This is a genomic window from Pseudomonas sp. FW300-N2F2 (assembly GCF_017351655.1).
GTDB lineage: Bacteria > Pseudomonadota > Gammaproteobacteria > Pseudomonadales > Pseudomonadaceae > Aquipseudomonas > Aquipseudomonas fluorescens_AA.
Window position 1 is genome coordinate 196,467 of record NZ_JACNDQ010000002.1, and the last position, 21,650, is coordinate 218,116.

General features: G+C 61.7%; 21 protein-coding genes. 6 read left to right on the top strand and 15 right to left on the bottom strand.

What is annotated here, in order from left to right; all coding sequences use genetic code 11:
- Nucleotides 1-180: 180 nt before the first annotated feature.
- Both J4E63_RS15530 and J4E63_RS15535 read right to left on the bottom strand, forming a co-directional pair.
- On the bottom strand, nucleotides 181-1,968 hold the full coding sequence (locus J4E63_RS15530; RefSeq protein ID WP_207282598.1) for a bifunctional diguanylate cyclase/phosphodiesterase: 1,788 nt from the start codon (nucleotides 1,966-1,968) through the stop codon (nucleotides 181-183).
- Nucleotides 1,969-2,086: 118 nt separating this feature from the next.
- Nucleotides 2,087-4,165: a carboxy terminal-processing peptidase gene (locus J4E63_RS15535; protein ID WP_177431744.1), complete on the bottom strand. Its 2,079-nt coding sequence runs from the start codon at nucleotides 4,163-4,165 to the stop codon at nucleotides 2,087-2,089.
- Nucleotides 4,166-4,304: 139 nt separating this feature from the next.
- On the opposite strand from J4E63_RS15535, the gene J4E63_RS15540 reads away from it, so the two are divergent.
- From J4E63_RS15540 to J4E63_RS15550, 3 genes are all read left to right on the top strand, one after another.
- Nucleotides 4,305-5,267 carry a zinc-binding dehydrogenase gene (locus J4E63_RS15540; RefSeq protein WP_207282599.1) on the top strand — a complete coding sequence of 321 codons (963 nt, stop codon included), beginning with the start codon at nucleotides 4,305-4,307 and terminating at the stop codon, nucleotides 5,265-5,267.
- A gap of 319 nt (nucleotides 5,268-5,586) precedes the next feature.
- Entirely contained in the window at nucleotides 5,587-6,222 is a 636-nt protein-coding gene (locus J4E63_RS15545) for a DUF1326 domain-containing protein (protein ID WP_207282600.1), read from the top strand.
- Nucleotides 6,222-7,010, top strand: coding sequence for a DUF2182 domain-containing protein (locus J4E63_RS15550; protein WP_207282601.1), 789 nt, complete (start codon nucleotides 6,222-6,224; stop codon nucleotides 7,008-7,010). Before J4E63_RS15545 ends, J4E63_RS15550 begins: the two co-directional genes overlap by 1 nt.
- Before the next feature lie 124 nt (nucleotides 7,011-7,134).
- Here the strand turns inward: J4E63_RS15550 and J4E63_RS15555 are convergent, their stop codons facing one another.
- The 6 genes from J4E63_RS15555 to J4E63_RS15580 form a co-directional block, all read right to left on the bottom strand.
- Nucleotides 7,135-7,788 (bottom strand): HAD family phosphatase, encoded by a 654-nt coding sequence (locus J4E63_RS15555; RefSeq protein ID WP_207282602.1) that lies wholly within the window; start codon nucleotides 7,786-7,788, stop codon nucleotides 7,135-7,137.
- Between the two features lie 34 nt (nucleotides 7,789-7,822).
- On the bottom strand, nucleotides 7,823-8,812 hold the full coding sequence (locus tag J4E63_RS15560) for an ABC transporter ATP-binding protein (protein WP_060741107.1): 990 nt from the start codon (nucleotides 8,810-8,812) through the stop codon (nucleotides 7,823-7,825).
- Nucleotides 8,809-9,609, bottom strand: coding sequence for an ABC transporter permease (locus tag J4E63_RS15565; RefSeq protein WP_060741108.1), 801 nt, complete (start codon nucleotides 9,607-9,609; stop codon nucleotides 8,809-8,811). Before J4E63_RS15565 ends, J4E63_RS15560 begins: the two co-directional genes overlap by 4 nt.
- Nucleotides 9,596-10,441, bottom strand: a complete 846-nt coding sequence (locus tag J4E63_RS15570) for an ABC transporter permease subunit (RefSeq protein WP_060741109.1) — start codon at nucleotides 10,439-10,441, stop codon at nucleotides 9,596-9,598. The genes J4E63_RS15565 and J4E63_RS15570 overlap by 14 nt, the downstream gene beginning before the upstream one ends.
- Nucleotides 10,438-11,244 (bottom strand): alkaline phosphatase family protein, encoded by an 807-nt coding sequence (locus J4E63_RS15575; RefSeq protein WP_207282603.1) that lies wholly within the window; start codon nucleotides 11,242-11,244, stop codon nucleotides 10,438-10,440. Before J4E63_RS15575 ends, J4E63_RS15570 begins: the two co-directional genes overlap by 4 nt.
- A 216-nt stretch (nucleotides 11,245-11,460) precedes the next feature.
- Nucleotides 11,461-12,528 (bottom strand): ABC transporter substrate-binding protein, encoded by a 1,068-nt coding sequence (locus tag J4E63_RS15580; RefSeq protein ID WP_207282604.1) that lies wholly within the window; start codon nucleotides 12,526-12,528, stop codon nucleotides 11,461-11,463.
- A 349-nt stretch (nucleotides 12,529-12,877) separates the two neighbouring features.
- Between J4E63_RS15580 and J4E63_RS15585 the strand changes: the two genes are divergently transcribed.
- Nucleotides 12,878-13,606: a UTRA domain-containing protein gene (locus J4E63_RS15585; protein ID WP_207282605.1), complete on the top strand. Its 729-nt coding sequence runs from the start codon at nucleotides 12,878-12,880 to the stop codon at nucleotides 13,604-13,606.
- Between the two features lie 7 nt (nucleotides 13,607-13,613).
- On the opposite strand, the gene J4E63_RS15590 is transcribed toward J4E63_RS15585, so the two are convergent.
- From J4E63_RS15590 to minC, 7 genes are all read right to left on the bottom strand, one after another.
- Nucleotides 13,614-13,796 carry a hypothetical protein gene (locus J4E63_RS15590; protein WP_060741113.1) on the bottom strand — a complete coding sequence of 61 codons (183 nt, stop codon included), beginning with the start codon at nucleotides 13,794-13,796 and terminating at the stop codon, nucleotides 13,614-13,616.
- Nucleotides 13,797-14,035: 239 nt separating this feature from the next.
- Nucleotides 14,036-15,325, bottom strand: coding sequence for a M18 family aminopeptidase (locus J4E63_RS15595; protein WP_014339686.1), 1,290 nt, complete (start codon nucleotides 15,323-15,325; stop codon nucleotides 14,036-14,038).
- A gap of 100 nt (nucleotides 15,326-15,425) precedes the next feature.
- On the bottom strand, nucleotides 15,426-16,529 hold the full coding sequence (locus tag J4E63_RS15600) for a hypothetical protein (protein WP_207282606.1): 1,104 nt from the start codon (nucleotides 16,527-16,529) through the stop codon (nucleotides 15,426-15,428).
- Nucleotides 16,530-16,566: 37 nt separating this feature from the next.
- Nucleotides 16,567-17,202: an RluA family pseudouridine synthase gene (locus tag J4E63_RS15605; RefSeq protein WP_018612476.1), complete on the bottom strand. Its 636-nt coding sequence runs from the start codon at nucleotides 17,200-17,202 to the stop codon at nucleotides 16,567-16,569.
- A 182-nt stretch (nucleotides 17,203-17,384) separates the two neighbouring features.
- Entirely contained in the window at nucleotides 17,385-17,639 is a 255-nt protein-coding gene (minE, locus tag J4E63_RS15610; RefSeq protein WP_003179111.1) for a cell division topological specificity factor MinE, read from the bottom strand.
- Nucleotides 17,639-18,451, bottom strand: a complete 813-nt coding sequence (gene minD, locus J4E63_RS15615) for a septum site-determining protein MinD (protein ID WP_003179114.1) — start codon at nucleotides 18,449-18,451, stop codon at nucleotides 17,639-17,641. The genes minE and minD overlap by 1 nt, the downstream gene beginning before the upstream one ends.
- A gap of 201 nt (nucleotides 18,452-18,652) precedes the next feature.
- Nucleotides 18,653-19,390, bottom strand: coding sequence for a septum site-determining protein MinC (minC, locus tag J4E63_RS15620; protein ID WP_092328440.1), 738 nt, complete (start codon nucleotides 19,388-19,390; stop codon nucleotides 18,653-18,655).
- Between the two features lie 118 nt (nucleotides 19,391-19,508).
- Between minC and J4E63_RS15625 the strand changes: the two genes are divergently transcribed.
- Nucleotides 19,509-20,441, top strand: coding sequence for a lipid A biosynthesis lauroyl acyltransferase (locus tag J4E63_RS15625; protein WP_060741116.1), 933 nt, complete (start codon nucleotides 19,509-19,511; stop codon nucleotides 20,439-20,441).
- Between the two features lie 36 nt (nucleotides 20,442-20,477).
- Entirely contained in the window at nucleotides 20,478-21,632 is a 1,155-nt protein-coding gene (locus J4E63_RS15630) for a patatin-like phospholipase family protein (RefSeq protein WP_192261591.1), read from the top strand.
- Nucleotides 21,633-21,650: the final 18 nt, after the last annotated feature.

Consider the following 21,650-nt stretch of genomic DNA (forward strand, 5'->3'; position numbering starts at 1 on the left):
TTGTGGCGAGGGAGCTTGCTCCCGCTGGGCTGCGAAGCGGCCCCAAAGCAGTCTGCTCGATCAACCAGACACACCGCGGCGTTGTTCAGAAGGGGGCTGCTACGCAGCCCAGCGGGAGCAAGCTCCCTCGCCACAGGGGTTGCGCCAGGGCGTTCGGGCCGCGGTGAATGGAGAATCCGCTTACACCGACAACCCCAACTCCACCACAGCCTCCCGCTCAGCCAAACCATCTACTAAATACACACTCCCCCCCAAAATCTCCTTGGCATGGTGCTTGGCCTGGGAAGCCAGTTCCGCCAGTTGGCTGGCATCCAGTTTCTCGCAGGCCTCGGCGCGCAGATGCACCACCCCAATCGACAGCGACAACAGCGCAAAATCCTGGCGAACCCCCTGTCGATTCAACGCAGTAAAGCACCCCGCCTCCAGATGTTCAGGCCGGTAGAAGCGCCGGCAATGGGTCTGGAAGTCGCTCAGCAATTGGTCCAGGCGTTTGCGCCAGTCTTCCGGGCCGAGGACCAGCAGGAAGTCGTCGCCGCCGATGTGGCCGACGAAGTCGCGGCTGGGGTCGATGCGTTCGTTCAGGCATTGGGCCAGGCACAGCAGGACTTCGTCGCCGCGGCCGTAGCCGTAGATGTCGTTGAAGGGTTTGAAACTGTCGATGTCCACGTAACAGATCACCGATTCCTGCCGCTGTTGCAGCAGGCGCGTGAGGCATTGCTGGATCGGGACGTTGCCCGGCAGCAGGGTCAGTGGGTTGGCGTAGCGGGCCTGTTGGATTTTCAGCTCGGTGATGAGCTTGAGCACGTCGATCACCCGGCCCAGGCCCAGGTAGCTGCCGTTGAGGGTGATGATGAAGTCTTCTTCGATGCGTTGTCGGGCGCGGCTGGTGATCAGGCGGCTGACTTGTTGCAGCGATTGGTTCAACTCCACTGCGAGAAAGTCATCGCTCATCAGCCGGCTGATGGGCTTGCGGGCGAACAGGTCGGTGGCGAAGGGTTTGAGCAAGGCGTCGGAGAGTGAATGGCGATGGACGATACCGCAGGGCTGGTTCTGATTGTCCAGCACGGCCAGGGAGTTGAGGTTGGCCTGGCGCCGAAACGCTTCCAGCACGGTGGCGGTCGGTGTGTTGTGAGCCATCGCCGGTTGTTCGTTGAGCAGCGCACTGAGGTCGTTGATCTCATCGCTCAGCGCCGCCACGCCACTGTCCTGCCTGGGCATCAGCGCCCTGGCATCGCGTGACGGTTGTTCCTGGGGGCGGGCCAGCAGATAACCCTGGACCAGGTCGACACCCATTTCGATCAGCACCGCCAGTTCTTCCGGCAGTTCGATTCCCTCGGCAATCACCTGGGCGCGGGAAGCCCGGGCGATTTTCAGGATCGAGCCCACGAACTCGCGCTTGAGGGCGTCCTGATGGATGCCGTCGATGAAATGCCGGTCGATCTTCACATAGTCGGGTCGCAATTCGGACCACAGCCGCAGGCTCGAATAACCGGCGCCGAGGTCGTCCAGGGCAATCGAGAAACCCATGGCCCGGTAGTGATGCAGGGCGGTTTGCAGGAGCTGGAAGTCATCGATAGGGGTCTGTTCGGTCAGTTCGATCACCACCTGGCTGGGTGCGATGCCGAAGTCTTGTAGCAATTGCAGGGTGCGCCCCGTCTGGTGCGCGGATTCCAGCAGGGACTCGGGCGAGACGTTGAGAAATAGCTTGCCCGGCAGTTTTTGCTCGTTGAAGCGTTGGCAGGCGCTGCGGCGGCAGGCCAGCTCCAGCTCGCTGAGGCGTCCGGCCTGGCGCGCCACGGAGAGCAGCGCGATGGGCGAGTGCAGCGGGCTGTTGGAAGGGCCGCGGGTCAACGCTTCATAGCCCACGATGCGCCGTTCGGAAAGGCAGATGATCGGTTGGAACAGACTGTGCAAACCGCTTTGAGCCAGGATCGAACTCAAGGCACTCAGCTGTTCTGTCGTGGTCATGGCAATCTCTGGCGATAAAAAAAGGACCGGGTGCGGGGCACCCAGTCCTGTATTTCACGACAGACTGATGTCAGTTTGATGACACTCCGACGAGCATCACCATTAAATGGCCATCATCTTAGTGCTTGGCGATCGCCGTATTGAGTTTCAGGTAATCCAGCAGGATCCGCCCGGTCTCGCTCAGGTAGGCATCGTCTTCCGGCTTGGTTTTCTCCGGCTCGGTGATCAGGTCTTCGTCTTCTTTCTTCAGCTCTTTGAGGGGTTCTTCGCCCTTGGCCTTGCGACGCAGGTTTTCCATGGCCAGTTGCTTGGCCTCGATGTCGGCATGCTGCGCACGACGGTCGGTTTCGTTGAGGGTGACGGTTTTCTCCATCATCAACTTCTGCGCCAGGGCCAGTTTGTCGCGGATGAACACGAACTCCGCATCCTGGGCCGAGCGCGCGTCGTGGTCGGACTTGAGTTGGGCCAGGAACGGCTTGAACGGGTCCACGGCCGGTTTGATCGCCGGCCGGATGGTGTCCCACGGCATGGCTTCGGGCAGGGCGCTTTCACCGATTTCCTTGGTGTCGATGATCGACGGGTAATCGATGTCAGGCAGTACGCCCTGGTGCTGGGTGCTCTGGCCGGACACCCGGTAGAACTTCGCCAGGGTCAGCTTCAGCTCGCCGTGGTTGAGCGGCTGGATGGTCTGCACGGTGCCTTTGCCGAAGGTCTGGCCGCCGATGATCAGTGCCCGGTGATAGTCCTGCATGGCGCCGGCGAAAATTTCCGAGGCCGATGCCGACAAGCGGTTGACCAGCAAGGCCATCGGCCCCTTGTAGAACGCGCCCGGGTTTTCGTCTTCCAGCACATCCACTCGGCCATCGGCGTTACGCACGAGCACGGTCGGGCCCTTGTCGATGAACAGGCTGGTCAGCTCGGTGGCTTCCTGCAGGGAGCCGCCGCCGTTGTTGCGCAAGTCGATGACCACGCCGTCGACCTTTTCCTTCTGCAGTTCGGTCAGCAGCTTCTTGACGTCACGAGTGGTGCTCTTGTAATCCGGATCCCCAGCGCGGAAGGCCTTGAAGTCCAGGTAGAAAGCCGGGATCTCAATGATGCCGAGCTTGTAGTCCTTGCCGTCCTGCTTGAGGTTGAGGACCGATTTCTTCGCCGCCTGTTCTTCCAGTTTCACCGCTTCACGGGTGATGGCCACGATTTTGCTGGTCTGGTCGTTCGGCGCGTTGCTGGCCGGGATGACTTCCAGGCGCACCACCGAGCCTTTCGGGCCGCGGATCAGCTTGACCACTTCGTCGAGGCGCCAGCCGACCACGTCGACCATTTCCTTGTTGCCTTGGGCGACACCGATGATTTTGTCCGCCGGGCTGACCTGTTTGGTTTTGTCTGCGGGGCCCGCCGGGACCAGGCGCACGATCTTCACCTGGTCGTTGTCGCTTTGCAGCACGGCACCGATGCCTTCCAGGGACAGGCTCATGTTGATGTCGAAGTTTTCCGCGTTATCCGGCGACAGATAGTTGGTGTGCGGGTCGTAGGACATGGCAAAGGTGTTGATGTACGCCTGGAAAATGTCCTCGGCGCGGGTCTGGTCCAGGCGTGCCAATTGGTTCTTGTAGCGCTTGGTCAGGGTTTCCTGGATCTGCTTGGGATCCTTGCCGGCGATCTTCATGCGCAGCACTTCGTCCTTGACGCGCTTGCGCCACAGGTCATCGAGTTCGGCTGTGCTTTTGAGCCAAGGGGCGTCCTTGCGGTCGACTTGCAAGGTTTCCTTGGTATTGAAGTCGATTTTGTCGACGCCCTTGTTCAGCTCGGCAAGGGCGTAGTCCAGACGCGCCTTCACGCGGTCCAGGTAGCGCTTGTAGATGGTGAACCCGGCGTTCAGGTCGCCGCTCTTGAGGAAATCGTCGAACTGGGTTTTCCACTTGTCGAATTCGGCGATGTCGCTGGCCAGGAAATAACTGCGCGATGGATCGAGCAGCTTCAAATAGCTGTCATAGATGATGACCGAGCGCGCGTCATCGAGCGGCGGCTTGCTGTAGTGATGGCGCTTGAGCAATTCGACGACATTAAGGCTGGCAATCACTTCGTCGCGATCGGGCTGAAGCTTGTCCCAGCTGTTGGCCGCGAACGTATCGTTCGACAACGGTAACAGGCCGAGGCCAATGACGAGCGCGAGGGCGGTGCTGGGGAACAGGTGCTTCATGCTGATTCGACGCGGGGACAATTGATAACGCATATTAGGCCGTCTTTGAAGTCGCCGGTTCCATGTGGCCCGGGCGCATAATGCAAGAAAGCCCGGCGTTGAAGCAGCGGGCCCAGTCGAGACTCACTATGGAGGCACCGTGAAAGCATTGCAAGGCGTTGAAGGCCAAGTGGTATGGGCAGATGAGCCGAGCCCGACGTGTGATGTGGGGCAAGTTCGCATCCGTGTGGCGGCCGCCGGCCTGAATCGGGCCGATTTGTTGCAAAAAGCCGGGCTTTACCCGCCGCCACCCGGTGCCAGCCAGGTATTGGGGCTGGAGTGTTCCGGGGTGATCAGCGAGGTCGGGCCGGGCTCGTCTTGGCAGGTGGGCGACCGCGTTTGCGCGTTGCTGGCCGGCGGTGGAATGGCCGAGGAGGTGGTGGTCGATGGCCGCCATGTGCTGCCGGTGCCCGAAGGCTTGTCCTTGGCTGAAGCGGCCGCGCTGCCTGAGGTCTACAGCACCGCGTGGCTGAATCTGTTCCAGCTGGCGGCGCTCAAGCCGGGCGAGAAAGTGCTGCTGCACGCCGGGGCAAGCGGCGTCGGTTCAGCCGCGATCCAGCTGTGCAAGGCGTTCGGCAACCCGTGCTGGGTCAGTGTCGGTTCGACCGAACGGCTGTCTTATTGCGAGGCCTTGGGCGCCCAGGGCGGCGTGGTACGCACCGATGGCCTGGAGGGTTTGAACGACCTCGGTCCCTTCGACGTCATCCTCGATCCGGTGGGTGGCAGCTACGCCAAGCTCAACGTGAAACTTTTGTCAGTTGACGGCCGTTGGGTGTTGATCGGCCTGATGGGCGGGCGCTCGACCGAGCTCGATCTGGCCCAGGTGCTGGGCAAGCGTATCCAACTGTTGGGCTCGACCCTGCGCAGCCGTGACGATCAGTTCAAGGCTGACTTGATCAGTGAGCTGGGGCAACAGGTGTGGCCGCTGTTTGCCGACAAGCGCCTGAGCCCGCAGTTGGCCCGGACCTTCGCGATCAAGGACGCCGAAGCGGCGTTCGCGGAGCTGGCGACCAACCAGGTATCGGGCAAGTTGGTGTTGCTGATCGACGAGAGCCTGAGCTGACTTTGCGCAGACTTGTGGGAGCGAGCTTGCTCGCGATAGCGGTGTGACAGTCAACAAAGTTGTTGAGTGTGCGACCGTCATCGCGAGCAAGCTCGCTCCCACAGGTGTCTTTATTTACAGGAGCATTTGCATGCTCGCACCGACATGACGGGCACCTTCATCCCAATTGACAGTGGCTTTCACCTTTGTCCGGCGACCACGGGCAAGCGGACCTTTGGTCGGCAGCCCGTACCCGATGCGCGCCCCCTGCTAGCGTTAATTAAGGAGGGATGGGGGTAACCGCAGCTTTCATTTCACCCGCCAGGTGAAGAGGTTGATCATGGCCATCGCCGAATGGCGCATGCAGGGCGTCGAATTCGTTGCCTGCAACTGTAATTGGGGCTGTCCTTGTCAATTCGATGCGCCACCGACCCGGGGCCACTGCCAGGCGGTGGCGTCGATGCGAGTGGAGCACGGGTATTTCAATCAGGTGGCGCTGGGAGGTTTGTGCTGGGCTGCCACCTTCGCTTGGCCGGGCGCCATTCATGAGGGCAACGGCAGTTGTCAGGTGTTCATCGATGAACGCGCCGACGAGGCGCAACGCCAGGCCCTGCTGACCATCCTCTCTGGCCTGGAGAGCGACCCCGGGGCCAACGTGTTCCAGGTGTTCAGCAGCACCATGAGTGAAGCGTTCGAACCGCTGTTCGTGCCCATCACCTTAACCATCGATGTCGATCAGCGCTTGGCGCACCTGGACATTCCAGGCGTGCTGCAGGCCAGCGGCGAGCCGATCCGTAGCCCGATCGACGGTTCACCTCATCGAGTCCGCCTGTCCCTGCCCAACGGCTTCGAGTTCCTTGAGGCCGAAGTCGCCAGCGGCAGCTACCAGACGCATTCAGCCCTCAAGCTACAGTCCCAGGGCAGTCATAGCCATCTCGCCCACGTACACTTCACCGGCCATGGCATAGAGCCGTAATGGCAGGGCCTCGGGCGGCGACGCCGAGCAAGCGACTGACAGGCGAGCAGTTGCTGTTCCTGCTCTGCCTGCTCGCGCTGACCGTCCTGGCCTGGCTGATGCTGCTGCGCATGGCCCGCGACATGAGTGCCCCGGGTGGCATGGCCGATGCGGCAATGGCCGGTATGGTCATGCCCTGGAGCCTGAGCGATGCGCTGCTGATGTTCGTCATGTGGGTGGTGATGATGATCGGCATGATGCTGCCCAGTGCCGTGCCCATGCTGCTGATCTACCAGCAGATGCTGCGCAAGCGCATGCCGGCACCGCAGCGACACCTGGCCCTGCTGCTGTTTTGCAGCGCCTATGGCCTGGTCTGGGCCGGCTTCGCCCTGGGCGCCACGGCGCTGCAATGGGCGCTCGAGCGACTTGCCCTGCTCAGTCCGGGGATGCGCAGCAGCAGTACCGCCCTGGGCGCTGGCCTGCTGCTGGTCGCAGGCGTCTATCAGTGGCTGCCGAGCAAGGCGGTCTGCCTTGAGCATTGTCGCGGGCCGCTGCATTTTCTTCTCGGCTACTGGCGCCCCGACGTGCTCGGCGGCTGGCGCATGGGCCTGGCCCATGGCGCTTACTGCCTGGGCTGCTGCTGGGCCCTGATGGGCCTGCTGTTCGTGGTCGGCGTGATGAATCTGCTCTGGGTGGCAGTGATCGGTGCCTTCATCCTGCTGGAGAAAAACCTGCCGCAGGGACTCTGGCTCAGTCGTCTCTGCGGATTGTTGTTGCTCGGCTGGAGCCTGTGGCTGCTGCTGGGCTAGGGGCTGAAGCTGTAGGAGCTGAGCCTGTGGGAGCTGAGCTTGCTCGCGATTGCGGTGTATCAGCTAAATCAATGTCTGCTGATCCACCGCTATCGCGAGCAAGCTCGCTCCCACACCGGGTTGCTCACTTCCAGCTATGGATTGGCCACCCGGCCGCTTCGGCATGGGCCTTCAACACCGGATCCGGGTTCACCACATGGGGGTAGTCTACCCGTTGCAACAACGGCAGGTCATTGCGGGAATCGGAGTAAAAGCTCGCCCCCTCCAGGTTTTCTTCCTCGGCATCCAGCCAATCCAGCAACCGCGCGATCTTGCCTTCGCGGTAGGTCAGGGTGCCCTCGGTCTTGCCGCTGTACACGCCATGGGTCACTTCGAGATTGATCGCCAGGATCTCATCGATGCCCAGGCGTTCGGCAATCGGCTTGACCAGATGCGTGCCCGAGGCCGAGATCACCAGGATCCGGTCGCCGGCCTTGCGGTGTTCGGCGATGGTCTTGGTGGCGTCGCTGAAGATGATCGGTTCGATGAAGTCTTCCACCCACGGCGCCACCAGGTGCTCGATTTCTTCCGGTGTGCGGCCGATCATCGGTTCCAGGCTGAAGTCCATGTACTCTTCCATGCTCAGCTTGCCGTGGCTGTAGGCGTCCATCAGCTCGTGGTTGCGCCGCATGAATGACTCGGGATCGACCCAGCCCAGGCGACCCATCTGTTCGCTCCAGAGGGTGGCGCAGTCGCCGTGGATCAGGGTTTCGTCCAGATCAAAAATTGCCAGGGCCATCAGCGTGTTTCCCTTTTCAAAATCAACAAAGCCATCAGGCTACCTCACACAGCGCCGATGGATCGATGGAAAGTGCCAACCGTGCGCCATCGGGGTGCAGGTCGGCGGCCGAGCGGTTGAGCACATCCACCACCAATTCCACGCCACGGGCTTCGACCCGGTAGCGGATGACGTTGCCCAGCAGGCTGTGGCTGCGGATCAGCGCATCGGCCTGGCCGCTGCGGCTCAGCTCGATGGCCTCGGGGCGGATGGCGATGCGACCGTTCACCGGCCGCTGCAGCAGTTTGCTCGCGCTGTCGGCGTCCAGCAGGTTGTAGTTGCCGATGAAGCCGGCGGCAAAGACATCGACTGGCGCAGTGTAAAGGGTTTCGGCATCGCCGCTTTGTACGATCTTTCCCTGGTTCATCAGGAAAATCCGGTCAGACATGGTCAGGGCTTCTTCCTGGTCATGTGTGACGAAAATCGTGGTCAGGCCCAATTCACGCTGGATCTGTCGGATCTGTTCACGCAAGTGCTTGCGAATCCGCGCATCCAGGGCTGACAGCGGCTCGTCCAGCAACAACAGGCGCGGCCGCGTGACCAGGGAGCGGGCGAGGGCGACACGCTGGCATTGGCCGCCGGAGAGTTGATGGGGATAGCGGGCGGCAAAATCGTGCAGCTCCACCAGGCGCAGGATCTCCAGCACGCGCTGGCGACTGTCCGAGGCGTCGACCTTTTGCATGCGCAGGCCGAAGGCGACGTTTTGCTCCACGGTCATGTTCGGGAACAAGGCGTAGCTCTGGAAGACCATGCCGATGCCGCGTTTCTGAGGGCTCAGCGGGACGATGTCCTGTCCGTCGAGGATGATCTGGCCGGCATCCACTGCGGTCAGGCCGGCAATGCAGCGCAACAGCGTGGACTTGCCACAACCGGAAGGGCCGAGCAGGGTGACGAATTCGCCCTTGGCGATCTCGCAGTTGATGTCGCTGAACACCGGGGTGCCGGCATAGCTTTTTTGCAGGTGTTGGACGCTGACGTAGCTCATTGGCTTTTGTCCTTGTTCAAGATATTGGCCGCCCAGGTCAGGACCAGTACGAAGAAGAAATAGGAGATCACCAGCGCACTGGTGAAGTGGCCGCTGCTGTTGCGCATGTTGTTCAGGTAGACCTGCAGGGTTTCATAGCGGGTGCCGACGAGGATGTTGGCAAACACGAATTCGCCGAACAGGAACGAGAAGGACAGCAGCAGCGCCACCATCAGGCCCTTGCGCAGGTTCGGCAGCACCACCAGGAACGCGGCCTGGAAGGTGCTGGCGCCAAGCAGTTGGGCGGCGTCCATCAGGTCGCGCAGGTTGATGGCTTGCAGGTTGTTGGTGATCGCCCGGTACATGAACGGCAGGGCGACGGTGAAGTAGCAACCGATCAGGATCCACGGCGTACCGACCATCGCCAGCGGTCCGGAGCCATAGAGTTGCAACAGCCCCACCGACGACACCACGGGCGGCACCGCGAACGGCAGCAGGATGAGGATGTTCATCAGTGCGTCGAGTTTGGGGAAGTGGTAGTGCACCACGAACAGCAACGGCAGGATCAACACCACCGAGAGCACCAGCGCACCGACACAGACCAGCAACGATTGACCGAAGGCGTGGAGAAAGCGCGGATCGCTCCACAACTGCACATACCATTTGAAGGTGAAGCCGCTGGGTAGCACGGTGGCCGACCAACTGCTGGCGATGGAGTAGACCAGCGTGCCGGCCAGGGGCAGCAGCAGGATGGCGAACAGCAGGTACACCACCGCCCGATGATAGAGCCCGACGGAGCCCGGTTCAGCGCGAGACATGGTAGCTCCTCTTGAGCAGCAACTGATGGACGATGGTCACGATGGTCATCAACGCCACCAGCACCACGGCCAGGGCACTGGCCAGGTTCGGGTCGAGGGAAATGTCGCCGGAGACCATGGCGGCGATTCGGATCGGCAGCACGTTGAAGTTACCGGTGGTCAACGCGTAGACCGTGGCGTAGGCGCCGAGGGCGTTGGCCAGCAGGATCACGAAGGTGCCCAGCAGCGCCGGGGTCAGCACCGGCAAGCCGATGTGCCGCCAGAACTGCCAGCCGCTGGCGCCGAGCAACTCGGCGGATTCGCGCCAGTCTTCGCGCAGGGCGTCGAAGGCCGGGTAGAGCAGCAGCACGCCGAGGGGAATCTGGAAGTAGGTGTAGAGAATGATCAGCCCGGTTTTCGAATACAGGTTGAAATCCTCGATGATCCCCGCCTGCTTGAGCATGATCGTGATGCTGCCGTTGAACCCCAGCAAGATGATGAAGGCGAAGGCCAGGGGCACGCCGGCGAAGTTGCTGGTCATGTTGGCGAAGGCATTGACGAAGTTGCGCAGCCGCGAATCCACACGGCGCAATGAGTAGCTGCCGAGCACGGCGATGACGATGCCGAACACACTGGACCAGAAGCTGATCTCCAGGCTGTGCTGGATGGCTTGCAGGTAGAACTTGGAACTGAAGATCTTGCTGAAGTTGGCCAGGCCCCAGCCGAACTCTTCCGATTCCAGGCTGTTGACCAGCACCCAGAGCAGCGGGGCGATCTGGAACACGATGAAGAAAATCGCGAAGGGCACCAGGCACAACGCTGCCAGCCATTTGCCGCGCGTCATGGCGTTCATTTGAGTAACTCCTGGCAATAGGGTTTGTCGTGGTCGACGCCGAGCAATTGGCAAATCGTGCCGCACAGCTCGGTCTGCCTCGGCGTGGCCGCGGGATCGAAGCTGAAGCTGTCACCCAGGACGAACAGCGGCACTTCCCGTTCTTCGGCCAGCAGGCCGTTGTGGGAGCGGTCGTTGTTCATGCCGTGGTCGGAGGTCACCAGTACCTGGTAACCGGCGTCGAGCCAGGCTTGCAGGTAGACCGCCAGGTTGATGTCGGCCGAGCGGGCACTGTTGCGGTATTGCGGGGTATCGAGGCCGTGCTTGTGGCCGGCGTCGTCGATATTCATCGGGTGCACCAGCAGGAAGTTCGGCAAGTAGCGCTGGCGCAGGTGTTCGGCGTCGGCGAACAGGTGGGAATCGGGGTAGTGGTCGTTCCAGTAGAAATGCCCGTATTGAATCGGCAGGTCGGGGTTGTCGGTGTGACGGTCGCGACCGGCCACGAAGGGCGAAGCGTTGTAGAGCTCGCTGACCCAGTGGTACGCCGCAGCCGCTGTGCTCAGGCCGGCCTGGGTGGCGTAGTGGAAAATGCTGCGCTGGTTCGACAGGCGCGTGACGTTGTTGTGCACGATCCCGCTGTCGATGGGCACGACGCCGGTGAGGATGCATTCGTAGAGTGGGCGGGACAGGGCGGGCAACTCACATTCCAGTTTGTAGAGGGCCGCGCGTCCTGCGCCGACGTAAGCCTGCAAATGCCCCATGGCATGCCGGGCGACCTCATGGTTGAGACCGTCGAGCACCACCAGGATGACGTTGTGCTTCATGGATACCAGGACTCCGGATGGACACCAGAAAACTCGGACTCACCGCAGGTCCAATGTGGGAGCGAGCTTCTGTGGGAGCGAGCTTGCTCGCGATGAAGGCGACACGGTTCAACAGCAATACCGTGTCATCGTTGATCGCGAGCAAGCTCGCTCCCACAGGGCCTGCTCCCACAATATGGATCTTCGTTGGATATCCGAGCGGGTCTGACTACCGCCTCACTTCATCTCGACGATGACTTGTTCATTCCACATCTGCGGCAGTGCCTTGGAAGTCTTCTCCCACGCATCCGCATCCTTGATCGGGGTCACGCCTTTGTATTGCTCGTTCGGCAGCAGCTTGGCCTGGACCTCTGCCGGCAGTTTCAGATGCTCGGCGCGGATCGGACGGGCGTTGCCCTTGGCCAGGTTGATCTGGCCGGCGTCGCTGAAGATGTACTCGCGGGCCAGCTTGGCGGCGTTCGGGTGCTTGGCGTATTTGTTGATGATGGTGGTGTAGCCGGAGATGACCGAGCCGTCGGACGGAATCAGCACGACGTAGTCATCCGGGTTGGCCATCTTGGCCTTGTAGCTCAGGCCGTTGAAGTCCCAGACCACACCGACTTCGACTTCACCTTTTTCCATCGTGGCGATGGTCGGGTTGGCCATGGACAGGCGCCCTTGCTTGGCGATCTCGGCAAACATCAACAGGGCCGGCTGAACGTTCTTCTCGTCGCCGCCGTTGGCCAGGGCCGCCGCCAGCACGCCGTTGGCGGCCTGGGCCGCGGTGCTCACGTCACCGATGGAGACTTTGTACTTGCCGGTCTTCAGGTCAGCCCATTTGGTCGGCACTTCGGAACCGTGCAGCAGCTTCTTGTTGACGATGAAGGCGATGGTGCCGGTGTAGGCCAATGCCCAGTTGCCGTCTTTGTCCTTGGCCCAGGCGGGCACTTGTTCCCAGGTGCTTGGCTTGTAGGGCTGGACCACGCCCTGCTTGACCGCGATCGGGCCGAACGCCGCCCCGACGTCGCCGATGTCGGCACTGGCGTTGTCTTTTTCGGCGGCGAACTTGGCGATTTCCTGGGCCGAGCTCATGTCGGTGTCGATATGTTTCAAGCCGTAGACCTTGGCCAGGTCGTCCCAGGTGCCTTTCCAGTTTGCCCAGTCATCGGGCATGCCGACACTGTTGACGGCGCCTTCCGCTTTCGCAGCGGCTTCCAACGTTTTCAGATCGGTGTCAGCGGCCATGGCGGCGGTGCACATGGCAATGGTCGAGCCTAACAGTGATGCCAGGAAAAGCTGTTTCATCCGAAGCTCCTATGGGCGTTTTCAACGCTGCGATTGCGGTTGTGTTGGTCTAGGTCAGCAATACCTGAGCCAATGTAGGCGAGCCCTGTGACATTTTGATGTCGGTGTTGGAGGCTCCAGGAAATACCCGGCTCGTGGAGGTTGGCTGCGAATTAAGCGTAGACCATGGTTAAACAGCTGATATGAAAGGACTTGGCCGTTAATTTGCACGCTGGCACAACGACCGTTCGGCGGCTCTGTCATCTGCCAGTCATGTGCAGTGCCTAGGCTTGCTGGACCCAGAAGTGGATCGATGAACCGTCGATCCTGCCCCGAAACAGTGCTGGCCTAGTCCAGATAGGTAACGTTGATGCGCATCGATGCAACCAAAGCGGTGACAGCCATCGGACAGGTCCTGCAAGAGCAACTCGACCACGGGTTGCTGGCGCCGGGCAGCAAGTTGCCGGCCGAGCGCAAGCTCAGTGAATTGTTCGGAACTACGCGGATTACCGTGCGCGAGGCGTTGTTGCAGCTCGAAGCCCAGGGGCAGATCTATCGGGAGGAGCGCCGGGGCTGGTTCGTCTCGCCGCCGCGCCTGGCCTACAACCTGATGCAGCGTAGCCATTTCCACGCCATGGTTGCGGCCCAGGGGCGTGTGCCTTCTACCCAAGTGATCTCGGCGCGCCTGCAACCGGCTTCGGCGGCCGTGTGTGCTTGGTTGCAACTGCCGGCGCTGTCCAGCGTGATCCAGATCTGCCGCGTGCGCCGTATCGACGAGCGCCTGGTGCTGTACGTCGAACACTACCTGAACCCGCAGTATTTTCCGGACATCCTCGAGTTCGATCTCAACCAGTCCATCACCGAGTTGTACGCCCGCCATTACGACCTGCACTACGGCCGGGTGAAGTTCGAAATCGTGCCCACCTCTCTACAGCCGGAAGCGGCAGCGGCGTTGAGGGTTTCGGTGGGCAGCCCCGGGCTTCGCATCGCACGGGTCAACTATGACCAGCACCAGCGGCTGATCGACTGCGACCTGGAGTTCTGGCGACACGACGCGATTCATGTCGGGGTGGATGTGCCCGAGCAATCGCCCGCTTGAGGTGAACTCAGGCTGACTCGTTGAGTTTGGCCAGGATCCTGAATAACACCGTGGCGAGGATCAGCAACATGCCGATCCACATGGCGAAGACCCCGACGTTCTTGTCACGGAAGTTGAAGCCGATGGCCAGCAGGATCATGCCGGCGATGATGGGGACCAGCATGCTGTTGAACGAAGACATGGAAACCATGGAGACGGCCTTGTCAGGGGGGATAAGGCCAGTCTAGTCGGGGTTTTGCCGGGTTGTGATGATGTGTGTCACATCACCCGCGATCCTGAGGCGAACACGGTTGTGGCGAGGGAGCTTGCTCCCGCTCCAGTGCGCAGCACTGGCAAATCTGCATTCAACCGCAGTTTTGGGGCTGCTGCGCAGCCCAGCGGGAGCAAGCTCCCTCGCCACATGGGGCCATCCAAACAGGGGAGTAGCGGTTATGGCAACTCGCGAGAGGCGTAGAACGCGCTCAGCACCTTCACCAGATGCGCCAGGTCATGGCTGCCGCACAGTTCGCGGATCGAATGCATGGCGAAGGTCGGCAGGCCGATGTCCACGGTGCGCACGCCCAGCTGGCTGGCGGTGATCGGGCCGATGGTCGAGCCGCAGCCCATGTCGCTGCGTACCACGAAGCTCTGCACCGGCACTTCTTCGGCCATGCACAGGTGACGGAAGAACCCGGCGGTTTCGCTGTTGGTGGCGTAGCGCTGGTTACTGTTGACCTTGATCACCGGACCGGCGTTGAGCTTGGGGCCGTGGTTGGCGTCGTGCTTGTCGGCATAGTTGGGGTGCACGCCGTGGGCGTTGTCCGCTGACACCAGCAGGGATTTCTGAATGGTGCGAACGAACTCTTCACCTTCAGGCAGCAGGCGACGCAGGGTTTGTTCCAGCATCGGGCCGTCGGCACCACAGGCCGAGCACGAGCCAACTTCCTCGTGATCGTTGCACACCAGTACGCACGTTTCTTCGGTGTCGGCGTTCAGCAAGGCTTGCAGGCCGGCGTAGCACGACAGCAGGTTGTCCAGGCGCGCGCCGGCAATGAAGTCGCCGTGCAGACCAATGACCGCGGCGCTTTGGGTGTCGTAGAAACTCAACTCGTAATCGAGCACCACGTCGGCATTCAGGCCGTGTTCGCGGGCCAGTTGATCGGTGAGCACGGCACGGAAGTCGACGCGCTCGTCACCGGCGAACTGGGCGAGGATCGGCGGCAGTTCGTTCTGCGGGTTGATGGCCCAGCCCTGGTTGGCTTCGCGATTGAGGTGGATGGCCAGGTTCGGAATCGTGGCGATTGGTGCCTTGAAATCGATCAACTGGCTTTCGACCTTGCCATCGCGGCGGAAGGTCACGCGCCCGGCCAGGGACAGGTCGCGGTCGAACCACGGCGCCAGCAGCGCGCCGCCGTAGACTTCCACGCCCAGCTGCCAGAACCCGTGGCGTTGCAGCTCCGGCTGTGGCTTGACCCGCAGGCAAGGGCTGTCGGTGTGGGCGCCGACCAGGCGAATGCCGTCGTGCAGCGGTGAGTTGCGGCCGAGCTTGAAGGCGATGATCGAGGAGTCGTTGCGCGTGACGTAGTAGCGACCGTTGGCCTCGGTGGCCCAGGTCTCGCGTTCGTCAAGACGCTGATAGCCGGCCGCCTCCAGGCGCTTGGCCAGGCTGGCGGTGGCATGGAACGGGGTAGGGGAGGCCTTGAGGAAGTCGATCAGGCCTTGGTTCAACTCTGCGCGCATAAGTCACTCCAGACAGCGATGGGCGGGAGTTTACCCCATCGACAGCCTGCGTTGCAGGCCCAATCCCCCGTCGCGGATTGTTCCACGGCCCCACCATCGATCAGCCCGAGGCCGTGATCCGCTCGCGCAAGTGCGCCATGATCAGGGACTTGTCTTGTGCCTTGGACGGTTCTGGCAGGTGCCGCGGCCAGTGCTCCAGTTGGCCGAACCACTGTTGCTGGCGTTTCGGGTCCAGGCGAAGGATCTCCCGCGATGCCGAATCCCACCAATGGTGCCGGCAGAGGTTGTAGTAAGGGTGCTCCGGTGCCGCGCTGCCATACAGCAGGTCGCGACCGATCCTGTGCAAGGGGCCGCTGTGATTGCGCAACTGCCATTTGATCTTCAGCCGCCGCCAGGCCGACGGGAAAGGCCGGGTGCGCGGAACGTCATGGCAACGCTCCACCAACTGCGTGTTGAACGCCTCGCCGTGCAGGGCAAAGAAGTGCGCTTGCATGGTGTGGAAGAAGCGTTTCTCGGCGAAGTAGTGATAGACGTGCTTGTTGGTTTCGTTAATGGTCTGGTTGCGCAAGGCGAATGAAATCGCGATCTGTTCGATGGTGTGGATGTCGAAGCCACCTTCGGTCCATTCATCGATCAGCCCGACGGCCTGGGCCAGCAGCGCCCCGTCTTTGTCCGTCACACCGCATAACCCGCTGTTGTAAAGCTTGAAACTGTTGTCCGGGGTGATGCCGTGGGCGCGCAGGCGCGTGCCCAGCTTGAGGTAATCCACGCGCTTGCAGACGTAGCTCCAGTGGTATTCGAAGCTGTCCATCAGGTACTGCCCTGGCTGGATTTGCTTGAACAGCAGGTCGGGATCGGACAGGAACAGCGTGTCGGTGTCGACGAACAGGGTCTTTTCCGCCAGCGTCAGGCCGGCCGCGATGGCACAGGCCTTGCGCCGGTGAATGTAACCGTTGTTGCCTTGCCACTCGGCCAGCAACTGCGGGCTCAGCGCAAGGGTTTCGACCGGCCAGCCGCGATAATCCTCAGGCCGGTCGGTCAGGATCCTGATGCTGGGCAGGGTCGCCGGATTGCCGTGGGCCAGGGCGGTGAGGATGCTGAACTTGGCTTCGTGGCGATAAGCGTCCTTGTCGCCGTAGATCAGGTAGAGCAATTGGTGGCGGACTTTTTTGACGGGTGTTTCCTGAAAATCAATAACCTGCATGCCAAGCCTTTATCGGATGAAGCCATTTTTAACGGATCTAGAACGGTGCCGGGCACTCGAAGCGCAAGCGCTCGCCGCTTTGCGGATGGGTGAAGCTCAGCATGCTGGCGTGCAGGCACAGGCGTGGCCAGGCGGCGAGGGCCTGCGGATGGGCGTAGAGCCCGTCGCCCAGCAGCGGGTGACCGATGGAGAGCATGTGTACGCGCAATTGGTGCGAGCGCCCGGTGATCGGCGTCAGCTCGACCCGGCACCAGTCGCCACAACGTTCCAGCACGCGCCAGAAGGTCAGGGCGTGTTTGCCCTGTTCATGGTCCACCACATGCCGAGGTTTGGTCGGCGGGTCGTAGCGCAAGGGCAGGTCGATGCTGCCACTGTCCAACTCCGGTTGGCCCCAGCACAACGCCGTGTAGGCTTTTTCGGTTTCGCGATCATGAAATTGCCGGGACAGTTCGCGATGGGTGTCCGGGTCACGGGCCAAGAGGATGATGCCGGAGGTTTCCCAGTCCAGTCGGTGCACGATTCGCGCTTCCGGATAGCCGTTTTCCTGCAGGCGGGTGATCAGGCAATCTTTGTTGTCGTCGGCCCGGCCGGGCACGGAAAGCAACAGGGTCGGCTTGTCGACCACCAGGACAGCGGCGTCCTGATGAATGATGCGGATGTTGGACAGGGGCATTGAAAACAGTCTCGTTACAAACGCCAACGGCGGCTGGGCCCCGACCCTTGTTGGAGCGGGCTTGCTCGCGAAAGCGGTGTTTCAGGCACATTGATACTGAATGTGCCACCGTCTTCGCGAGCAAGCCCGCTCCCACAAAAGGGCTGTGGGGACCCGAGCCGCCGTGGCTCCCGCCGGGGCGATCAGCGATCCGGCAGGGTGATATTGAGTTCCAGGATCGAGCAGCTGCCCTGGCTTTCCAGCGCCACATGCACGTCATCGCTACCGATGTTGACGTATTTGCGGATCACTTCCACCAGTTCCTTCTGCAAGGCTGGCAGGTAGTCAGGGGTGCTGCGTTGGCCGCGTTCGTGCGCCACGATGATCTGTAGACGCTCTTTCGCGACCGAGGCGGTACTGGGCTTTTTGTTGGCACGAAAGAAGTCAAAAAGGTTCATTACCTACCTCCAAACAGGCGCTCGAAGAAACCTTTCTTCGTTACATCGAGGAAACGATGCTCCACGGTCTTGCCCAACAGGCGATCGACGGCATCGCTGTATGCCTGGCCGGCATCGCTCTGGTCGTCGAGAATCACCGGCACGCCGGAGTTGGAAGCCTTGAGTACCGCTTGGGATTCCGGAATGACCCCCAGCAGGGTGACCGCGAGGATTTCCTTGACGTCTTCGACGCCGAGCATTTCGCCGTCGCTGACCCGTTGTGGGTTGTAGCGAGTCAGCAGCAGGTGTTCCTTGATCGGCTCTTCGCCCTTCTCGGCGCGGCGGGATTTGCTCGCCAGCAGGCCCAGCATGCGGTCGGAGTCACGGACCGACGACACTTCCGGGTTGGTCACGACAATCGCTTCGTCGGCGAAGTACATGGCCAGGTGGGCACCTTTCTCGATACCGGCCGGGGAGTCGCAGACCACGAACTCGAAGTCTTCCTTGAGTTGCATCAGGACCTTTTCCACGCCTTCCTGGGTCAGCGCGTCTTTGTCGCGGGTCTGGCTGGCGGCCAGCACGTAGAGGTTTTCAAGGCGCTTGTCCTTGATCAGGGCCTGTTGCAGGTTCGCTTCGCCGTTGACGACGTTGACGAAGTCGTAGACCACGCGGCGCTCGCAACCCATGATCAGGTCCAGGTTGCGCAAGCCGACGTCGAAGTCGACGATGACTGTCTTGTGGCCGCGCAGAGCGAGGCCGGTACCGATAGCGGCGCTGGTGGTGGTCTTACCCACACCACCCTTGCCGGATGTAACCACGAGAATCTTGGCCAAGGTGTTTCACCCCTAAGGAAAAAGGGACTTTGTCAGCCCCTGAAAAACATCTCTGGAAAACCGTTGCAATTGGACAGGCTTGGCTGGAATTGGCTGTCGGGCGGGGTCTACCTCCGGTAAACACTGCCAGATCCTTTTTCCTACGTCGTTTAAGCCGTTTTCGCTCGTTTTAGAGATGCTTGGAAAATGCGGCAGTATCCGTTAAAGCCGAATGATGTTCAACACGTCGCCCGACAGGCTGATCTGAACGCCGGCGCCCCACAACGGGTCGCGACGCAAATCCTCGGAGACCTTGTACTGCCCGGCGATGGAAACCAGCTCAGCGCTCAATTGCTGACAGAAGATCCTGGCTTTGGTATCACCCTTGACGCCGGCCAGTGCTCGACCGCGCATCGGGCCGTATACATGGATGTTGCCATCGGCCAGAAGTTCCGCCCCCGGGCTGACCGACGACACGATGACCAGATCGCCACCCTGGGCATAAATCTGCTGCCCGCCGCGCACTGGCGAGGTGATGACCCGCGTTGGCTTGATGGTGGGCTCCGGTGGTTTTTCCGGGGCTTTCTTCGCTTCGGCCGGGCTCAGTTCCAGCACGCGTTCCCGGGCGCCGGACGGCGGCAGCACGGGAATGTCCACGGCGATGGCGGCGGCGATGTCTTCGATGCGGCTGGCGCGGATCGCCAGGGTGCGCAGACCGTGCTGGCGGCAAATGCGCATCAGGCCTGGCAGATCCACTGAGCCTTCGCCAGCCGGCAGCTTGTCCAGGGCCAGCACCAGGGGGGCATTGCTGAAGAAATTCGGGGCCTGGGCGACTTTCGCCGCCAGTTGCCGGTCAAGGCTCTCCAGGTCGTTGCGGGCCAGTTCCAGCACCGTAATGGCGAGCATGCTGCCCTTCAGCTGGAACACGGGATCTTGGTCTAGCGGTTCGGTTTGGCTCATGGTCGGCGTACAACGGCTTGTCACTAAAAGTGCCGAGACTTATAACGAGATCGTCCGCCAGCCGCAACCCGGGTCGAACAATGTAGAATGCGCGGCCCATGTCCTAATGGAAGTTGTAATGGATCGCCCGCGTTTTCGAGCTGCATTTTTTCATCCGCGTTTCTGGCTGCTGTGGTGCGGCCTGGGGCTGTTGTGGCTGATCGTGCAATTGCCTTATCCGTTATTGCTGCGGGTCGGTCGTGCATTGGGGGCGCTGATGTACCGGGTGGCCGGCGACCGACGGCGCATCGCTCGTCGCAACCTGGAACTGTGTTTCCCGCAAAAGTCCGCTGCCGAACGCAAGCGTCTGCTCAAGGAAAACTTTGCCTCCACCGGCATCGCCTTTTTCGAAATGGCCATGAGTTGGTGGTGGTCGCGTTCGCGTTTGGCGAAACTGGCCCATGTCGAAGGGTTGGAGCATCTCAAGCAGGCTCAGCGCGAGGGCAAGGGCGTGATCCTGATGGCGCTGCATTTCACCACGCTGGAAATCGGCGCTGCCTTGCTCGGCCAGCAGCACACCATCGATGGCATGTACCGCGAGCACAAGAACCCGTTGTTCGACTACATCCAGCGCCGGGGCCGCGAGCGGCACAACCTCGATTCCCTGGCGGTGGAGCGTGACGACGTGCGGGGCATGCTCAAGCTGCTGCGGGCCGGCCGGGCGATCTGGTATGCGCCGGACCAGGACTACGGCGCCAAGCAAAGCGTGTTCGTGCCGCTGTTCGGCATCCAGGCCGCGACGGTCACCGCCACCACCAAGTTCGCCCGCCTGGGCAAGGCGCTGGTGGTGCCTTTCACCCAGGAACGCCTGGCCGATGGCAGCGGTTATCGCCTGGTGATCCAGGCTCCGTTGACGGATTTCCCGGGGGAGACCGAGGAAGCCGATTGCATCCGCATCAATCAATGGGTCGAGCAATCGGTGCGCGATTGTCCCGAACAGTACCTCTGGGCCCACCGGCGCTTCAAGAGCCGTCCGCCGGGCGAGCCCAAGCTGTACGACAAACGCGGCTGAGTTTTTTTGATATCACCTTGAGCACGGAGCATTGCGATGACCCCAGCTGAACCGGTTACAGGTTTGATTCTTTCCGGCGGCGGGGCTCGGGCGGCGTATCAAGTGGGGGTATTGGCGGCGATTGCCGAATTGTTACCCGATGGGGCGGATAACCCGTTTCCGGTGATCGTCGGCACCTCGGCCGGGGCGATCAACGCGGTCAGCCTGGCGAGCGGGGCGATGGACTTCAAGAGTGCCATCGAGCGGCTGACGGCGTTCTGGCAAGCGGTACGCAGCCACCAGGTCATGCGCAGCGACTGGCGGGGCGTGCTGGCCCAGGCGACGCGTTTCATCACCCACAGCCTGCTGGGCCTGGGGACCAAGTTGCCGGTGGCGTTGATCGACAGTTCGCCATTGCGCGAACTGCTCCAGGCCCAGTTCCACGCCTCGGGCATCGAGCAGTCCATCGCCGAACAGCAACTGCGGGCGGTGGCGGTGACGGCATTCGGTTATGAATCCGGCCAGGCCGTCACTTTCTACCAGGGACGCGGGACCATCGATGCCTGGCTGCGCCACCGGCGCATCGGTGTGCCGACGCAGTTGTCGGTGGAGCACCTGCTGGCCAGCTCGGCGATTCCGCTGTTGTTCGCGCCGGTCAAGATCGGCCCGCAATACTTTGGCGACGGCGCGGTGCGGCAATCGGCGCCCATCAGCCCGGCCTTGCACCTGGGGGCCAATCGCGTGCTGGTGATCGGTGTCAGCGGCAACCCCCGTGGCGCCGGTGGCCAGGATCCTTCCGAGCGCAGCTACACCGGCCTGCAACCGACCCTGGCGCAGATCGGCGGTCATATGCTCAACAGCACCTTCATTGACAGCCTGGAAAGCGACATCGAATTGCTTCAGCGCCTGAACGGTTTCAGCCACCTGCTGCCCGATGATGTGCCGGCCCATGCCCTGGGCGCGGCACCGGTGGAGGTATTGGTGATTTCGCCGAGCCAGCCGATCGATGAAATCGCCGCTCGCCATCGTCAGGAACTGCCCCGTGCGTTGCGGGTTTTCCTGCGGGGGCCGGGTGCGACCAAGACCAGTGGCGCGGGGGTGCTGAGCTACCTGTTGTTCGAGGCGGGGTATTGCCGCGAGCTGATCGAGTTGGGACGCCAGGATGCGTTGGCGCAGCGCGAGGCGTTGAGTCGGTTTTTGGGGTTGTCCTGACTGATGCAAGCAGGTCCA

Bases quoted from the DNA above. Each gene is read 5' to 3' on its own strand.
- J4E63_RS15530 (WP_207282598.1), bottom strand. From the start codon at position 1,968: ATGACCACGACAGAACAGCTGAGTGCCTTGAGTTCGATCCTGGCTCAA.
- J4E63_RS15535 (WP_177431744.1), bottom strand. From the start codon at position 4,165: ATGAAGCACCTGTTCCCCAGCACCGCCCTCGCGCTCGTCATTGGCCTC.
- J4E63_RS15545 (WP_207282600.1), top strand. From the start codon at position 5,587: ATGGCCATCGCCGAATGGCGCATGCAGGGCGTCGAATTCGTTGCCTGC.
- J4E63_RS15550 (WP_207282601.1), top strand. From the start codon at position 6,222: ATGGCAGGGCCTCGGGCGGCGACGCCGAGCAAGCGACTGACAGGCGAG.
- J4E63_RS15555 (WP_207282602.1), bottom strand. From the start codon at position 7,788: ATGGCCCTGGCAATTTTTGATCTGGACGAAACCCTGATCCACGGCGAC.
- J4E63_RS15560 (WP_060741107.1), bottom strand. From the start codon at position 8,812: ATGAGCTACGTCAGCGTCCAACACCTGCAAAAAAGCTATGCCGGCACC.
- J4E63_RS15565 (WP_060741108.1), bottom strand. From the start codon at position 9,609: ATGTCTCGCGCTGAACCGGGCTCCGTCGGGCTCTATCATCGGGCGGTG.
- J4E63_RS15570 (WP_060741109.1), bottom strand. From the start codon at position 10,441: ATGAACGCCATGACGCGCGGCAAATGGCTGGCAGCGTTGTGCCTGGTG.
- J4E63_RS15575 (WP_207282603.1), bottom strand. From the start codon at position 11,244: ATGAAGCACAACGTCATCCTGGTGGTGCTCGACGGTCTCAACCATGAG.
- J4E63_RS15580 (WP_207282604.1), bottom strand. From the start codon at position 12,528: ATGAAACAGCTTTTCCTGGCATCACTGTTAGGCTCGACCATTGCCATG.
- J4E63_RS15585 (WP_207282605.1), top strand. From the start codon at position 12,878: ATGCGCATCGATGCAACCAAAGCGGTGACAGCCATCGGACAGGTCCTG.
- J4E63_RS15590 (WP_060741113.1), bottom strand. From the start codon at position 13,796: ATGGTTTCCATGTCTTCGTTCAACAGCATGCTGGTCCCCATCATCGCC.
- J4E63_RS15595 (WP_014339686.1), bottom strand. From the start codon at position 15,325: ATGCGCGCAGAGTTGAACCAAGGCCTGATCGACTTCCTCAAGGCCTCC.
- J4E63_RS15600 (WP_207282606.1), bottom strand. From the start codon at position 16,529: ATGCAGGTTATTGATTTTCAGGAAACACCCGTCAAAAAAGTCCGCCAC.
- J4E63_RS15605 (WP_018612476.1), bottom strand. From the start codon at position 17,202: ATGCCCCTGTCCAACATCCGCATCATTCATCAGGACGCCGCTGTCCTG.
- minE (WP_003179111.1), bottom strand. From the start codon at position 17,639: ATGAACCTTTTTGACTTCTTTCGTGCCAACAAAAAGCCCAGTACCGCC.
- minC (WP_092328440.1), bottom strand. From the start codon at position 19,390: ATGAGCCAAACCGAACCGCTAGACCAAGATCCCGTGTTCCAGCTGAAG.
- J4E63_RS15625 (WP_060741116.1), top strand. From the start codon at position 19,509: ATGGATCGCCCGCGTTTTCGAGCTGCATTTTTTCATCCGCGTTTCTGG.
- J4E63_RS15630 (WP_192261591.1), top strand. From the start codon at position 20,478: ATGACCCCAGCTGAACCGGTTACAGGTTTGATTCTTTCCGGCGGCGGG.